General features: G+C 73.2%; 14 protein-coding genes. 10 read left to right on the top strand and 4 right to left on the bottom strand.

What is annotated here, in order from left to right; all coding sequences use genetic code 11:
• Positions 1–13 precede the first annotated feature (13 nt).
• The 8 genes from BJ971_RS26580 (at position 14) to BJ971_RS26615 (ending at position 10,044) form a co-directional block, all read left to right on the top strand.
• A complete protein-coding gene (locus BJ971_RS26580; RefSeq protein ID WP_184995927.1) occupies positions 14–865 on the top strand; it encodes a thioesterase domain-containing protein in 852 nt (283 codons plus the stop codon).
• On the top strand, positions 862–1,623 hold the full coding sequence (locus BJ971_RS26585) for a thioesterase II family protein (RefSeq protein WP_184995928.1): 762 nt from the start codon (positions 862–864) through the stop codon (positions 1,621–1,623). Before BJ971_RS26580 ends, BJ971_RS26585 begins: the two co-directional genes overlap by 4 nt.
• Positions 1,624–1,636: 13 nt before the next feature.
• Positions 1,637–2,488: a formyltetrahydrofolate deformylase gene (purU, locus tag BJ971_RS26590; protein ID WP_184995929.1), complete on the top strand. Its 852-nt coding sequence runs from the start codon at positions 1,637–1,639 to the stop codon at positions 2,486–2,488.
• Positions 2,489–2,661: 173 nt separating this feature from the next.
• The gene (locus BJ971_RS26595) at positions 2,662–5,538 is read left to right on the top strand and encodes an AfsR/SARP family transcriptional regulator (protein ID WP_203709096.1); all 2,877 of its coding nucleotides are present in this window, start codon (positions 2,662–2,664) and stop codon (positions 5,536–5,538) included.
• Positions 5,531–5,746, top strand: a complete 216-nt coding sequence (locus BJ971_RS26600; RefSeq protein ID WP_184995931.1) for a hypothetical protein — start codon at positions 5,531–5,533, stop codon at positions 5,744–5,746. The genes BJ971_RS26595 and BJ971_RS26600 overlap by 8 nt, the downstream gene beginning before the upstream one ends.
• Positions 5,747–5,750: 4 nt before the next feature.
• Complete coding sequence (locus tag BJ971_RS26605; RefSeq protein WP_239087144.1) at positions 5,751–7,652, top strand: RiPP maturation radical SAM C-methyltransferase; 1,902 nt, start codon at positions 5,751–5,753, stop codon at positions 7,650–7,652.
• Between the two features lie 24 nt (positions 7,653–7,676).
• Positions 7,677–8,210 carry a GNAT family N-acetyltransferase gene (locus BJ971_RS26610; protein ID WP_203709095.1) on the top strand — a complete coding sequence of 178 codons (534 nt, stop codon included), beginning with the start codon at positions 7,677–7,679 and terminating at the stop codon, positions 8,208–8,210.
• A 43-nt stretch (positions 8,211–8,253) separates the two neighbouring features.
• On the top strand, positions 8,254–10,044 hold the full coding sequence (locus BJ971_RS26615) for an AfsR/SARP family transcriptional regulator (protein WP_184995932.1): 1,791 nt from the start codon (positions 8,254–8,256) through the stop codon (positions 10,042–10,044).
• A gap of 26 nt (positions 10,045–10,070) precedes the next feature.
• On the opposite strand, the gene BJ971_RS26620 is transcribed toward BJ971_RS26615, so the two are convergent.
• Positions 10,071–10,685: a CBS domain-containing protein gene (locus BJ971_RS26620; RefSeq protein WP_184995933.1), complete on the bottom strand. Its 615-nt coding sequence runs from the start codon at positions 10,683–10,685 to the stop codon at positions 10,071–10,073.
• 94 nt (positions 10,686–10,779) lie between these two features.
• Positions 10,780–11,745, bottom strand: coding sequence for an Acg family FMN-binding oxidoreductase (locus BJ971_RS26625; RefSeq protein WP_184995934.1), 966 nt, complete (start codon positions 11,743–11,745; stop codon positions 10,780–10,782).
• 217 nt (positions 11,746–11,962) lie between these two features.
• On the opposite strand from BJ971_RS26625, the gene BJ971_RS26630 reads away from it, so the two are divergent.
• Positions 11,963–13,579, top strand: coding sequence for a sensor histidine kinase (locus BJ971_RS26630; RefSeq protein ID WP_184995935.1), 1,617 nt, complete (start codon positions 11,963–11,965; stop codon positions 13,577–13,579).
• A gap of 1 nt (position 13,580) precedes the next feature.
• Here BJ971_RS26630 and BJ971_RS26635 read toward each other — a convergent pair whose 3' ends face one another.
• On the bottom strand, positions 13,581–14,579 hold the full coding sequence (locus tag BJ971_RS26635) for an Acg family FMN-binding oxidoreductase (RefSeq protein WP_184995936.1): 999 nt from the start codon (positions 14,577–14,579) through the stop codon (positions 13,581–13,583).
• Positions 14,580–14,682: 103 nt separating this feature from the next.
• Positions 14,683–15,372: a CBS domain-containing protein gene (locus tag BJ971_RS26640; protein ID WP_184995937.1), complete on the bottom strand. Its 690-nt coding sequence runs from the start codon at positions 15,370–15,372 to the stop codon at positions 14,683–14,685.
• A 185-nt stretch (positions 15,373–15,557) separates the two neighbouring features.
• Between BJ971_RS26640 and BJ971_RS26645 the strand changes: the two genes are divergently transcribed.
• Positions 15,558–15,803, top strand: a complete 246-nt coding sequence (locus BJ971_RS26645; protein WP_184995938.1) for an SHOCT domain-containing protein — start codon at positions 15,558–15,560, stop codon at positions 15,801–15,803.
• Positions 15,804–15,940 lie beyond the last annotated feature (137 nt).

Here is a 15,940-nt window from a genome sequence, read left to right on the forward strand (position 1 = left end):
CGGGAGGACGACGATGTTGACCGAGACGCAGCGGGCGGCCCTGGCCGCCCGGCTCCGGCAGAACCGGTCCGGGCGCGCCTCCACGGCGGCGGACCCGGTGGTCCCGCTGGGCCGCGAGGGCGCGCACGCCTTCGCGGTGCACGCGGTCAGCGGCACCGTCCACGAGTACGGCGCGCTGGCGCGGGAGCTCGACGGCACGTACCGGTTGTCCGGTATCGAGGCGGCGCGCGACGTGCCGGTCGCCGATCTCGCCGTGCTGGCCGACCGGTACGCCGGCCTGATCCGGGGTGCGCACCCGGACGGGCCGTACCGGCTGATCGGCTGGTCGATGGGCGGCGTGCTGGCGTACGAGACCGCCCGTCGGCTGGCCGGGGGCGGCGGCGAGGTGGAGCTGGTGGCGCTGATCGACGCGCCGTGCCGGCCCGTCGCGCGGTACGCCGACTCCGAGGAGGGGCTCGCCGCCCTGTTCGTGGCCGAGGCTCTGCGCAGCGCCGGGCACGAGCCGACCGCACCGGATCCCACCGCGCCGGTGGCCCGCCAGCTGGAACAGGTGGCCGAGCGGCTGGCGGAGGAGGAGTCCGAGCGGGCCACGCTCACCGGCGAGCTGGCCCGCCGGCACGCGATGTTCGTCGCGCACACGACGGCCCTGGCCGGCTACCGGCCGACCGGGCCGCTCGCCGCGGCGGCGGTGCTGGTCCACGCGGCCGGCTCGCCGGACTCCACGACCGACTGGGCCCGCCTCTTCGGCGGCGGCGTGCGCCGCCTGCACGTCGCCGCCGGGCACTACGACTGCCTGCGACCACCCACCGTCGCCACGATCGCCGAGGCGGTCCTGGCGGCACCGACCATGAGGAGTACGCCGTGAACTCAGCTGCCTGGTTCCGCAGCGCGGCCGAGGCTGCACCCGGCCTGCCCCGGGTCTACTGCTTCACCCATGCCGGCGGCAACACCGCCGAGTACCTGCGCTGGCAGCCGGCGCTGGCCGCGGCCGCGCAGGTGACGACCGTGACGATGCCGGGGCGGGGCCACCGCTACGCCGAGCAGGCGCCCCCGACCATCGACGCGTTCGCCGCCGGTGCGGCCGAGGCCATCGCGGCGCACGCCACCGGGCCTTTCGTCCTGTTCGGACACAGCCTGGGCGCCGTCGTGGCGTTCGAGGTCGCCCGCCGGCTCCGCGACGATCCCCGGCTGCTGCATCTGGTCGCCTCCGGAGCCGCGGCGCCGGAGCTGATGCCCTCCGAGCGGGTGGTCCGGGCCGCGGCCCTGCAGGGCCGCGCGTTCGCGGAGGCGGTCGGCGCGTTCGGCGGCCTGCCGGCCGAGGTGGTGGCGGCGGAGGAGCTGCACGAACTCCTCCTGCCGGGCGTGCAGGCCGACTTCCGGCTGGTCGCCGGCTACCGCTACCGGGCAGCCACGCCGCTCCCGGTCGGCATCACGCTGGTCAACGGCGTCGCCGACAACCACGTGACCGCCGCGCGGGTGGCCGGCTGGGCCGGCGAGACGAGCCTGCCGCTCGACACCCGCTGGGCGCCCGGCGGCCACTTCTACCTCAGCGCCGACCCACAGCCCGTCCTCGACGTGCTGCGGGAACTCACCCGCGCCGGCCAATCCGACCTGCTGATCTGAAGGGAGAGGCGAAGTGCCCAGCTCCGCACCGTTGCGCCTGCTCGTGTCCTGCCCCGACCGGCCCGGCATCATCGCCGCCGTCGCCCGGTTCCTGCACGAACGCGGCGCCAACATCGTCCGCTCCGATCAGCACACCTCCGACCCGCGGGGCGGGACGTTCTTCCTGCGCATGGAGTTCGTCCTGCCCGACGAGCGGCGCGACCTGCTCGAGGCGTTCGGGCTGACCGTCGCCGCGCCGTACCGGATGACCTGGCGCGTCATCGACTCACAGCACCGCAAGCGGATCGCCGTGCTGGCCTCCCGCGCCGACCACTGCCTCGTCGACCTGCTGTGGCGCCAGCGGCGCGGTGAGCTCGCGGCGGAGATCACCATGGTGGCGAGCAACCACGCCGACCTGCGTTCCACGGTGGAGTGGTTCGGTGTGCCGTTCCATCACGTGCCGATGCCGGCCGCCGGTAAGGCGGCCGCCGAGGCGGAGCTGGCCGACCTGCTGGAGGGCCGCTGCGACGTGGCGGTCCTGGCCCGCTACATGCAGATCCTCAGCGGCGCCTTCCTCGACAAGATCGGCGTGCCGGTCATCAATATCCACCATTCCTTCCTCCCCTCTTTCCCGGGGGCCGCCCCCTACCAGCGGGCCCGCGACCGCGGCGTCAAGCTGATCGGCGCGACCGCACACTACGTAACCGCCGAGCTGGACGAGGGGCCGATCATCGAGCAGGACGTGGTCCGCGCGTCGCACCGCGACGACGCCGCCGCGCTGGCCCGGCTCGGTGCCGACGTGGAGCGCACGGTGCTCGCCCGGGCCGTGCGCTGGCACTGCGAGGATCGCCTTCTACAGCACGAAAACACGGTCCTGGTCTTCTGACCATGCCGCTCCGCTGCGATGTCAATAGTGCGATTGGCAGATCGAGGGCTGTCGGTTTCCCGACTGTCTCGTGGCGGCCCGTTCCGCATCAAAGGGCTCGCCCCCGCCTCCTATACTCCGTTACGCCATGTCGACGGGGGAGCAACAGTGCGGATGCATCGGGAGGGCCGGCAGTGACCGATCCGTGCGACATACGGATCCGGCTGGAGGTGCTGGGGCCGTTGCTCGCCTGGCGCGGCGACGAGGCGAGGAGGCTCGGCCCGGTGCAGCAGCGGGTCGTGCTCGGGACCCTGGCGTTGCACGCGAACCGCTCCCTCGGCCGCGAGCAGTTGATCGAGGCCGTCTGGGGCGAGGATCCCCCGGCCTACGCCGTCAACCTGTTGCAGAAGAACGTCTCCGCGCTGCGGCGCAGCCTGGAACCCGTGCGCCCGGCGGACGGCAAGTCCCGCGTGCTCACCTGGAGCGACGCCGGCTACCGGCTCATCCTGCCTGACGGCGGCCTCGACCTCGCCGACTTCGACCGGGAGCTGGCCCGGGCCGGCGCGGCGCGCGCGACGGGTGACCTGCCGACCGCCTCCCGGGCGCTGCACGCCGCCCTGAAACTGTGGCGCGGCCCGCTCCTGGACGGCCTGACCGGCCCGCTGCTGGACGCCGAGCGCGACCGCCTCGCCGAGCGCCGCATCGGCGCGATCGAGGACCGCATCGAGATCGACCTCTCCCTCGGCGACGACCGGGACCTGGTCGCCGAGCTGCGCCGGCTGGTGGCCGAGCATCCGCTGCGGGAACGGCTGCGCGGGCTGCTCATGCAGGCGCTCTACCGCAGCGGTCAGCGGGCCGACGCGCTCGCGGCGTTCCGGGAGACGCACGACTACCTCTACGCCGAGCTCGGTGTCGGGCCGAGCGCCGAACTCCAGCAGCTGCATCGCCGGCTGCTGGACGGCGACCCGGAGCTGAACGCGCCGACGCCGGCGGCCCCGGTGGCGCCGGCCCAACGGACCATGCCGGCGCACCGCCCGCCGACCCCGGCGCAGCTGCCGCACGGCATGGCCGACTTCACCGGGCGCCAGCGCCAGCTGACCCGGCTGGACGAGCTGCTCGGCCGGGAGGACGCCACCCCGATCGCCATGATCATCGGTACGGCCGGGGTGGGCAAGACCTCGCTGGCCGTGCACTGGGCGCACCGGGTCAGCGACCGGTTCCCGGACGGTCAGCTCTACGTCAACCTGCGCGGCTTCGACGCACACGGCTCCGCGGTCGAGCCCGGCGACGCGCTGCGGGGCTTCTTCGACGCGTTCGCGGTCCCCAACGCCCAGGTACCGGCCCGGTTGGAGGATCAGGCCGCCCTCTACCGCAGCCTGCTGGCCGGGCGCCGGATACTTGTTGTCCTCGACAACGCGCGGGACTCCGAGCAGATCGGGCCGCTACTGCCGGGCGCACCGGGCTGCGCGGTCGTGGTCACCAGCCGCCGGCGCCTCGCCGGCGTGGCGGCCGCCGGCGCCGACGTGCTGTCGCTGGACCTGCTCGCGCCGGGCGAGGCCCGCGAGTTCTTCAGCCGCCGGGTCGGCGCGGCGCGGGTGGCGGCCGAGCCCGTCGCGTTCGACGCCATCGTGGCCGCCTGCGCCCGGTTGCCGCTTGCGCTGGCGATCGTGGCGGCCCGGGCGGCCGTCTATCCGGAGCAGAGCCTCACCGCGCTCGCCACCGATCTGCGTGAGGCGGCCGGCGGCCTCGACGCGTTCGTCGGCGAGAACCCGGCGAACGACGCCCGGGCGGTCCTGTCGTGGTCGTACCGCGGGCTCGGTCCGGCCGCCGCCCGGCTGTTCCGCCTGCTCGGCCTGCATCGCCGGCCGGACATCGCGACCGCCGCCGCGGCCAGCCTCGCCGGCGTGACCGTGTCCGAGGCCCGGCGCCTGCTGCGCGAGCTGACCAGCGCGCACCTGGTCGAGGAGGCGACCCCGGGCCGGTTCGGGTTCCACGACCTGCTCCGGGCGTACGCGAAGGAGCAGACCCTGGAGATCGACAGCGCCGCCGAACGGCGCGCCGCCGTGCTCCGCTTGCTCGATCACTACCTGCACACGGCCTGGCTGGCCGACCGCACGCTGTATCCGTACCGGGAGCCGATCCACGTGGAGCCGGCCGATCCGGCCACCGTGGTGCCACGGCTCGACGGGACCGCCGAGGCGCTGGTCTGGTTCATGGGCGAGCACGCCACCCTGCTCGCCGCGGTGGAGCAGGCCGAGGCCGAGGACTTCCCCCTGCACGCCAGCCGGCTGGCCTGGACCATCACGCCGTTCCTGAACTACCAGGGCAAGTGGCACGACTGGGCGACCGTGCTCCGAATCGCGCTGGCGGCGAGCCGACAGGTCGGCGACGTCCCCGGCCAGGCGCTCACCCACCGGCTGCTCAGCCTGGCCTGCCTGCAGCAGGGCCTGCTGACCGACGCGGACGGGCAGGCCAAGCAGGCGCTCGACCTGTTGAACGAGCTCGGCGACCGGGAGGGGCAGGCCCGCCTGCTCCTCGACTACAGCCGGGTGCTGGAACGCCAGGGCGACTTCGTGGCCGGCCTCGAACGGGCCGAGCTGGCGCTCGAGCTGTTCCGGGAGGCCGGCGAGCCGAGCGGCGAGGCGGACGCGCTCAACTGGGTCGGCTGGTTCCACAGCCGGTCCGGCTACCACCAGCAGGCCCTCGACTACTGCCACCAGTCCCTCGACCTGCATCGCCGGCTCGGTGACTCGCCGCGCCAGGCCGACACATGGAACACGCTGGGCTTCGCCAACCATCACCTCGGCAACAGCGACGCCGCGATGGCCTGCTACGAGAAGGCGCTCGGGCTGTGGCGCGAGCTCGGCGACCGGTACGAGGTCGCCACCACCACCCTGCGCATGGGCAACACCCAGCACACCACCGGCGACCTCCAGGCGGCCCGCAAGCTCTGGCTGAAGGCCCGCAACATCCTCGACGAGCTGGGCCACCCGCTCGGCGAGCAGCTGTCCGCCTGGCTGGCGAAGCCACCCTCGTCCTCCTCAACCTTCGAAGGGATCCACCATGTCTGACCCGCGTAAGTCAGCACACCCGATCGGGCGCGCGGCCGGCGCCTTACTCGCCACCGGTGCCATGCTCGGCGCGGCATCCGCGGCCGGGCCGGCCGCTCCGGCCGCCGACGCGCCGTCCTTCGTCCTGCGGCAGTTCAACGCGGCCTTCACGCCCGGCGCGGTCGAGTTCGCCGGCAGCGGGGCGGCCATCATCGTCAGCGTGGAATGACGCTGTGCCGGCGTACTCTCTGCCCCTGCTGAACGCGGCCGCGGCCCAGCGGCCCGAGGCCGATCCGCGGTTGCGGGCACAGTGGCCCGCGGTGCTGGTCACCATGCCGTTCATGGACGCCAACCGGCCGTCGATCCAGCTCGGGCTGCTCGCGGCGATCCTGCGCGAGCACGGGTTCCCGGCACACACACTGCACGCCAACCTCGACTTCGCCGCTCGTCTCGGCCTTGAGCGTTATCACCGCCTCGGCGAGCGGCGCAGCCGCATGGTGGCCGACTGGCTGTTCTCCGTCGCCGCCTTCGGCGACCAGGCGCCCGACCACCACGGCCGGCTGTTCGACGACTTCGCCGACGACCTGGCCTACCTGGGCGACGCGGAGCTCCCCCGCGAAACCCTGCTGCGGATGCGCGACGAGGACGTACCCGCCTACCTCGACGCGCTTGTCGACGGCTACGACTGGGACCAGGTCCGCGTCGTCGGATTCAGCTCCACCTTCCAGCAGAACACGGCGTCGTTCGCCCTCGCCCGCCGGCTCAGGCAGCGCTTCCCGCACATCGTCACCGTCTTCGGCGGCGCGAACTTCGACGGCGAGATGGGTCCGGAGTGGATCCGCGCCGTCGACTGCGTCGACGTGGCGGTGGTCGGCGAGGGCGACGTCGCCCTGCCGCGGCTGATGCACGCCCTGGCGACCGGCGCCGGTCCGGCGGGCATTCCCGGCATCGCGTGCCGCGTGGACGGTGCGGTCGTCACCACCGCGCCGGAGGCCGCACTGGCCCGCCTCGACGAGTCGCCGCACCCCGACTACGACGAGTTCTTCGACCGGTCAGCGCGCCTCGGCCTGCTGCCCGCCGACGGCCCCACCCGGGTACGCCTGCCGTTCGAGTCCGCCCGCGGCTGTTGGTGGGGCGCCAAGCATCACTGCACGTTCTGCGGCCTCAACGGCGGCACGATGCAGTTCCGGGCCAAGTCCGCCGAACGCGTCGCCGGTGAGCTGGTGGCACAGGCCCGCCGCTACCGCACCTTCCGCTTCGAGGCGGTCGACAACATCGTCGACATGTCCTATCTGAAGCAGCTCTTCCCCGCGTTCATCGAGCAGGAGACCGGCTTCGAGCTCTTCTACGAGGTCAAGGCGAACCTGACCCGCGACCAGGTGCGCACCCTGGCACACGCCGGCGTCTCCGCCATCCAGCCCGGCATCGAGTCGCTCAGCTCGCACGTGCTGGCGCTGATGAACAAGGGCGTCCGCGCCGCGCAGAACATCAACCTGCTGCGCTGGGCCCGGTATTACGGCATCGACGTGTCCTGGAACATCATCTGGGGTTTCCCCGGCGAGACCGAGCAGGACTACGCCGAGCAGGCGGCCCTGATGCCGCACCTGACACACCTCCAGGCCCCGAACGGCACCGGGCGCCTCTGGCTCGAGCGGTTCAGCCCGCTCTACCGCGGCTCACCCGGCAAGGTGCCGGAGCACAGCTACCGCTACATCTACCCGCCCTCGGTGGAGCTGGGCAAGGTCGCCTACTTCTTCGAGTACGACCTGCCCGACGCGCTGCCCGACACCGCCTATGCGGCGGTCGCCGCCGGCGCGGCGCACTGGAAGGCCGCCGGCGCCGACGGACATAAGCCCGTCCTGCGCTACTGGGCGGCGCCGGGCTTCGTGCAGATCTACGACGGACGGCACGCCGGTGCCGAGGGCACCTACACCTTCGAAGGGCCCGTCGCCGACCTGTACGCCGCGTGCAGCGATCGGCCGCTGACCGCGAACGCCGCGTACCGGCGCCTGGACGGCCGGCTACCGGCCGAGGCGATCCAGCAGACCCTCATCGAGTACGCCCGCCGCGGCCTGATGGTCCTCGACGGCGACCTCGCCCTGTCACTTGCGCTACCCGCCGGCGCACCGCGCTGATTCGCGTCTCCCCCCGAGGTGTCCATGAGTGACAAGATCTCGCTGCGTCCCTTCCTCGACGCCGATGAACCTTTCCTGCGACGGCTCACCGTCGACCCCGACGCGCTCGGCCCGTTCGAATGGGCCGGCTTCACCGACGCCCGCGGCCGTCAGCGGCGCTGGGAGACCGACGGCTACGTCGGTACACACTCCACCGCCCTGGCGGTCGTCGGGCCGGACGACGTCGTCATCGGCATCGTCAGCTGGGAGGCCCGGACCCGGGGCGGCCCGATCGGCGGCTGCTACGAGATCGGGTGTGCGCTGCTGCCGGAACACCGCGGCAACGGCTGGGGCACCCTCGCCCAGCGCATGCTGATCACCTACCTGTTCCAGTTCACGCTCGCGAACCGGCTGGAGGCGCAGACCGACGCCGACAACATCGCCGAGCAGCGTGCGCTGGAACGCATCGGTTTCCGCCGCGAGGGAGTGCTGCGCCAGGTGCGGTTCCGGCACGGCGTCTGGCAGGACATGCTCATCTACGGGCTGCTGCGCGCGGAGATACCCGACCCGCTCCAGTGAGCGCTCCAGCGCGGCGTCCAGCGCGACCGCCACCATGGTGAGCGTGACACAACTGCGATTTCTCGTGCTCGGGGCGCTCACCGTCGCACACAGCGCTCCGGTCGAACTCGGCCCGCTCAAGCAGCGGCTCACCCTCGCCATGCTGCTCGCCCGTCCGGACACCTTCGTGCCGGTCGAGACCCTGTGCGAGGGGGTGTGGACCGAGGCCGCGGCGCCACGCACCGCCCGCAAGAACCTGCAGGTGTACATCAGCAATCTGCGCCGCCTCCTGGACGACCGGGCCGAACGGCTGGTGCACGAGGCCGGCGGCTACCGCCTGCACGTCGACGCGGACGAACTCGACTCGCTCCAGTTCCGCGCGCTGGCCCGGGCCGGCCGCCAGGCACGCCAACGCGGCGCGGCGCTGCCCGCGGCCCAGCACTTCCGGCACGCGCTGCGCCTGTGGCGGGGCACCCCGTTCGCCGGGCTGCACCGCTCGCACCCCCTCGCCGCCGAGGCCCGCCGGCTCGAGGGCCAGCACCTCCAGGTCCTCGAGGAGTGGGCGGAGACCGAACTGGAGATCGGAAACTGCGCCGCGGTCGCCGACGCGCTCACCGAGCACGCCGAACGCCACCCGCAGCGCGAGCGCCTGCGGGCGGCGCAGATGACCGCGCTGTTCCGCTGCGGCCGCCAGGCGGAGGCCCTCCAGGTCTTCGAGGACGTACGCCGGCAGCTCGCCGAGGCGTACGGGCTCCAGCCGACACCCGCCCTGGAGAAGCTCTATCGCTCGATCCTCGCCGAGCAGCGCGGGCACCTCCGCCCGGCCGCCGCGCCGCCACCGCAGTCCCTCCCGAACGACCTGCCGGACTTCGTCGGCCGCGCCGAACAGCTCGGCGAGATCACCGACGTCGTGCGGCACAGCACCCGGCAGGTGATCGTGGTGACCGGCCCGGCCGGCATCGGCAAGACCACCCTCGCGGTCCGGCTCGCGCACACCCTGCAACACGACTTCCCCGGCGGCCGCATCCTGCTGCGCATGCGCGAACCGGACGGCACGCCCCGCGCCACGGTCGACCTGCTCGCCGAGCTCGCCGCGCTGACCGGCCTGACCGACCGGATGACCGGCCACCCCGACCAGGACAGCTTCCACTGGCGCGCCTGGCTCGGCGAGCGCCGCGTGCTGCTCATGCTCGACGACGCACCGGACGAGACCGCCGTCCGCCCGCTGGTGCCCGGCGCCGGCCCCGCCACCGTCGTGGTCACCTCACGCCGCCGGATGGCCGGCCTGGCCGACGCCCACCGCATCGACGTGCCGAGCCTGACCTGCGCCGAGGCGGTGGACCTGCTCTCCCAGATCATCGGCCGCGACCGCACCACCGCGGACCCGTCCGCGGCGAACGCGGTCGTCACGGCCATCGGCCGGCTGCCGCTCGCGGTCCGCATCGGCGGCCTGAAACTGGCGGCGATGCGCCTGCTGCCGCTGCGCGACTTCGCCGAACGGCTGGCGAGCTCCCGTACGGTCCTGGACGAGCTGGTGGCCGGCGACCTCGCGGTACGCCCCCGCATCGCCGACAGCTGGTACGGGATGTCCCGGGCGCACCGCACCGACGTCAGCCAACTGGCCACCCTGCCGGCACCGTCCCTGACCCTCCAGGACGCGGCGACGACGCTGTCCTGCCCGCCCGACGAGGCCCGGCGCCGCCTGGAGTCCCTGGTGGACACCGGCGCCCTGCTCTCCCCCGAACCGGCGGTCACCGCGCGCAGCATCCGCTACGAATTGCCCGCCCTCGTCCGCCTCTACGCCCGCGAATGCGTCCCCACACCCCCGGACCGCCGCGCTGCGGCCGTCGGCTGACTTCCCACGACACGGGGCTCCGCCCGTCACGACGACGTGACCTCGCCGACGCGGGCGGCGGCGACGCCCGGCACGGTCCGGGCCAGCACCGCGACGACGGTTCGCTCGGTCTCGTCGGCGAACCCGCCGGCCACCGTGGCGACGCCGTCCTCGACGGTGGCCGTCCAGCGGGACCGCCCGTCGGCGTACGCGTCGAGCCGGTGCTGCACCTCCGCCGCCAGCACGTCGTCGCCGCGCACCATCGCGCGCAGGATGTCGCGGCGGCTGATGATCCCGACCAGCCGGCCATCGTCCACGACGGGCATGCTGCGCACGTCGTTCCGCAACATCTGGTCGGCGACCTCGGCGACGTCGGCCCCCGGCCAGGTGGCCACCGGCGAGCGGGACATGACCTCGACGACCGCGCCCGGCCGGCGCTGCGGATCCGTCTCCGGACCGCGCCGCTGCTGAGCGGTCGGATCCGACGGGACCCGGTGCCACAGCAGGTCGCTCTCGCTGACCATGCCGACCAGGGCACCACCCGTGTCCACCACCGGCAGCGCCGTGACCGCCCTGGCGGTCATCAGCTCGGCGGCACTCTCGATCGACGCGCCCTGCCCCACGGTGAACACGGGGCTGCTCATGATGTCCTTCGCGCGCATCGCGTCACCTCCTGCCGTCACCACCAGCCTCTCCCCGCACGCCAGGATCGAACAGGGTCCACGGTCCCGTCCGGCCGGGACGTCCCGTCCGCGCTCAGGGCCTGGGCGGCAGGAGGAACTCGGCGACGTCGCGGCGTGGTGCGGGGCGCCCCGGCTGGCCGTAGCCGAACCGCAGGGCGAGCTGCGGTACGCCCGAGCGGCCGAGCGAGCGGCGCAACTGGTCGCGGGCGGCCGGTACCTCGATCGGCTGGGAGAGCATCGAGGCGGCGAGGCCTTCGTCCGTCGCGGTCAGCAGGACCTTCTGCATGGCCTGGCCGGCGACGATCTGGTCGGTCGGCAGGTCACCGGTGACACCGAGGATGCCGATGAGCGGTTCGGGCTCGTAGTCGCGGCCGGGTGCCCGCCTGCGGTCGGAGTGGGCGCGCTGCGGCAGGAGGTCCTGTGGTTCGGAAACGGGAGCTCCCGCCGTGACCAGGACACCGTCCGGGGCGCTGTCGGTGTGCGTCCAGGACATCATCTCGGACCGGTAGCCGGCGTCGCGGCGCAGCACGCGGTCGGCGCTCTGGGCGATCTCGGCGAAGCCGCTGAGCGCGGTCATGCCGACGAGCATTTCGAGCCAGGCGCCCTCGTCCCGCGCCGCCTCCCTGAGCCGGGCCCGGCTGTCGGCGGGCACCGGGTTCGGCCAGAACGGCGCCCGGTTGCTGTAGCGGCGCGGTATCGCGGCGCACAGGTCGGCCTCGGCGTACGTCGGCGGCCGCTCGGGCCCGGGGGTGAGCCGGGCGACGACGTCCGGTGCGGCCGGGCCGGGGCTCAGCTCGACCTCGGCCGGGGTTCCCGCGGCGGCCAGCGCGAGGCGCGCGTTGTACACCGCCGCGCCGCAGGCGAGCCGCACCGCCCAGCCGTCCCGGTCGGCGACGGCAAGCTGCCGGGTCGGATCCGCGAGCACCTCGATGGCGCCGCCACCCAGCCGGAACAGCCACGGCTGAGTGTTGAACAGCGAAGGCGCACGGATACCAGCGGCAGCCGCTCGCACCAGGTCAGCCTCGGCGTAGGCCTTCATCGTGGCTCTCCTTCCCCTCACGTCGCTGTCGTCACTCCAGTACGCCGTGGGTCGCACTCACCTACCTGCTGACGATAATGGCGTCGCCTGCCGCGCGACGCGGTGTTGGAGGCAGAGCCTCCCTCGGACGTTTGGGTTTCGTGTCGCGTGCGGCCTGGAAGGTCGATACTGGTGCGGTACTGCGCCTATCGGGCCGCGCCACGAGGCGGAGAGTGGGATGCACAAGTCCACTGGGCCATCGGTCAGTTGTGACCACAGCGTGCTGGACGAGCCGCAAGCGGTGCTGGCCGCCGCGCTGGAGGCCTACGTCGCCGTCGACGCCGACGGGCGTGTGGTCGGCTGGAATCCCGCGGCCGAGGCGTTGTTCGGCTACACCCACGCGCAGGTATGCGGTGAACCGGTCATAGACCTCGTCTTTCCCGACCGGCACCGCGACTCGCACCGCGCCGGACTGGCTCAACTCGCCGCCGGTGAACCCGGCACGGTACTCGGACGGCGGCTGCGGATGCCCGTACAGGACGCCGAGGGTCACGAGTTCCAGGTCGAGATGACGGTCGTCGCGACCACCGGGCCGAGGGGCCGGATCTTCCACGCCTTCTGCCACGACATCACCGCGGCGCACCGCGCGAGCCGCTTCACCGCCGTGGAGTCCGACGTCTCCCGCGGTCTCGCCGAGGCCGACTCCAGCGAATCAGCCGTCGAACGGGTCGTGCAGGTCCTCGGCACCACGATGGGCTGGCCCATGGCCGAGGTCTGGCTGGCCACCGAGCCACGGTCATCGCTGTCCTGTGCCGCCCGGCACACCGCGCCCGCCCGCGACCTGAGCGAATTCGAGATTCCCGCCGTCGAGCCGGGTGCCGGCCTACCCGGGCAGGTCTACGCAACTGGGCAACCCCGGTGGATCCCGGACCTGGCCGAGGACACCAGCCTGCCGCGCTGCGGCCGCGCCGCCGCCCGCGTCGGCCTGCACGTCGCCGTAGGAGTGCCGATCTGCGTCGGTAGCGACGCGATCGGCGCGCTGTGTGTCTACGGCAACCGCGCCGAGGACCCCGAAGACACGCTTACCGTGTTCCTCACCGGCATCGCCGCCCAGATGGGGCAGTACTGGGAACGTCGCCGCGCCGAGGAACTGGCCGTCGAGCTCGCACACACCAAGGAGGAGTTCCTGGCCCTGGTCACCCACGAGCTGCGCAACCCTCTGGCGATCATCGCCAGCACCGCCGAGATGTTCGACAAGGACCTCGACACCCTCACCCTCGACGATCAGCGCGGATACCTGGGCACCATCTCCCGCAGCGCGAACCGGCTCACCCTTCTCGCCGACGATCTGCTCGACCTGAGCCGACTCGAATCGGGGAACCTCGCGATCCGGCTCACCGACACCGAGCTGAGCGGCATCATCGGCGCCGCGGTCGACGCCGTGCGTCCGGACGCCGCCGCGAAACGCCTGACCGTCATCGTGGACCTTCCGTCCGGCCGTCTGCCGCTGTGTGCCGATCCCGACCGATTACGCCAGGTCGCCGACAACCTGCTGACCAACGCCGTCAAGTACACCCCGCACGGCGGGACGGTCACGGTCTGCGCGACCGCCGAGGACGGCTGGATCCGCTGGACGGTCTCCGACACCGGCATCGGCATCCCGCCGGCCGAGCGACCCCAGATGTTCCGCCGCTTCTACCGCGCCTCCACCGCCACCGACAGGCGCATCCCCGGCGTCGGCCTCGGCCTGGTCATCACTCGCGCCATCATCGAGCGCCACCACGGCAGCATCACGTTCGGCGACCACGACGGGCCGGGCACCACCTTCGTCATCCGGATACCCACCGAGGCATGAGTCAGTCCTCGACCTGGATGGCGTCGTGTGCCGCCCGCCGCGGCGACACCGGCAGCACCTCGTCGGAGTCGACGTAGCCGAGCCGTACGATCAGGAAGGGCTCGCCGGTGTCGGGCAGGAGCCGCCGCAGCAGCCGGCGCGGCCAGGCCACCTCGACGGCCTCGCTGATCGGCGCGGTGGCGAGGCCCTCGGCGGTCGCACCCAGCAGCAGCGCCGACATCGCCTCCCCGCCGCACAGCAGGTTCAGCGGGCGGTCACCGGCGCCGTACAGAATCGCGTACACCGCGCCCTCGTCGTCGCCCGCGCCGGCGAGCAGCCCCGCCGATCCGGACGGCAGCAGGTTACGCACCGGCACCCGCCGCAGGCTGTTCTGCACCGCGGTGGCGGGTGGCACCCCGTCGCCCGTCCACGCCGGCCGATGCGTCCACCGGGTGAGCTCGCTGCGGTAGGCCGGGTCGAAGTACTCCACGTCGGCCGCCTGGTCCACCAGCATGGCCAGCGTCGGCACCCGCTCGTCCGGCACCTCGTGCAGGCGGGCGCCCTCCGCCTCGACCAGTCGGCCCAGCCGGGCCAGCGTGTCGTCCGACGGCCGGCGTTCACCGAAGGCCCGGCGGTCGGTGCGCCGACGGCTGACCGAGGCCGCCAGCCCGGCGGCGACCGGGTCCGGCGCGCCACGGCCGGTCACCCGGATCCGGGCCAGCAGGTCCGGGCGCCGATCGTCCGGCAGACGGTCGACCTCCGCGCACCAGCCCTGTGCGGCCAGGGCGATGCGCGCGTGATGCAGCGCGCCACCGCAGCTGAGCAGCAGCAGGCGCCCCTCCGCGTCGGTCGCGCCGAGCCGGCGCGCCGAGTCCGAGAAGAGCTCGGCGACGTCACCGGCGACGCGCCACTTCCACGGCTGGGTGTTGAACACCGACGGCGCGCGCAGGGAGGACCGGGCGGCCGACTCGAGGGCCACGCGCGCCTCGGCGCGGATGACGGCGTTGGCGTCGGCGTTCATGGCGGGGCCTCCGATCCTCGTATCCCCTCAAACTGTCAGGGCGTGACGAAAGCGAGCAGTGCCGTTGGTCCCGGCCGGACAGGACGGAGGTCACGCCCGCATGTCAGGCGATGCCGTACGCCAGTCCGGTGCCGAGGACGTCGCGGTCGTCGTAGTCGTACTCGAGCTCGTCGGCGACGGCGACCACCCCCGGGACCCGCCGGATCAGCCGGTCGGCGATGGCCTTCGTGGAGAACCTGTCGACGCGGCCGGTCAGGGTCACCAGACCGTCCCGCACGGCGACCCGCACCTTCGCGGCGTCCTCCACGAGGGACGTACGCAGCACTCCCGACTCCACGTCGGCACGGATCTCGTCGTCGGGGCGCAGATGCACCTTGAGCAGGTCGCCTCGCGAGACGATGCCGATCAGCCGGCCGAGGTCGTCGACGACCGGAAGCCGCTTGACGGCCTCGCGGTCCATGAGCCGTGCCGCCGCGGCCAGCGAGGCGCCGGCGGGCACCACCACAGGCGGTGCGCTCATCAACTCGGCCGCCGTGCGCGCCGAGGCCTTGGTCCGGTCACCACGACGGCGGCGGCCGTCGAACAGCCGCGGCTCCTCGTCACCGGCGTACTCGATCTTGCGGAGCAGGTCCGCCTCGGAGACCACGCCGGTCACGCGCTGGAAGTCGTCGACGACCGGCACCGCGCTGAAGCGGTGACCCACGAGCAGGTCCACCACCTCCCGGTACGCGGCACTCTGCGAAACGGTGACCACTGCCGTGGTCATGACGTCCTCCACCTGCCAGGTCTTCATCACGAACCTCCTTGTCGGTCACCTCGAACGCTAGGGGCCACCGACGGGACGAGGCAGGGCCGGCCGGCACCCATCGACGGGACCGATGACCCGGGATGCCGCACTCAGGACCAATGGCCCTGACCCTCGCCACGGCGCGGCGCCAAGCTGGGTGCGGCGGCGGGACGACGGAGAGGACCTGCGCCATGATGTTCTACGGAAACGGCATGGGCGCCGACGGCTGGGTTCTGATGTTGCTGTCGACGTCGGCGCTGTGGGCACTGCTGATCGCGGCGATCGTGCTCGTGGCGCGGTCCCTGCGGGTACCGACCACGACCGGGGCACGCAGCGCCGCGGCCGAGGACGTCCTCGCCGAACGGTTCGCGCGCGGCGAGATCGACTCCGACGACTACGAACAGCGGCTGCGAACCCTGCGCGCGGCGCGTCCCTGACACGCAGACACCCGGGCAGATCACCGTCCTCCCCGTACGGGATGGCGAGCGTCCCGTCGGCCCGTGATCGACGTCGACCGCCTCGCCGCCGCGGCCCCGCGCCCGTGGTGGGCGCGGCTGCCGCGGGCGCACCGGCT

Origin of the sequence: Amorphoplanes digitatis (genome assembly GCF_014205335.1) — a bacterium.
GTDB lineage: Bacteria > Actinomycetota > Actinomycetes > Mycobacteriales > Micromonosporaceae > Actinoplanes > Actinoplanes digitatus.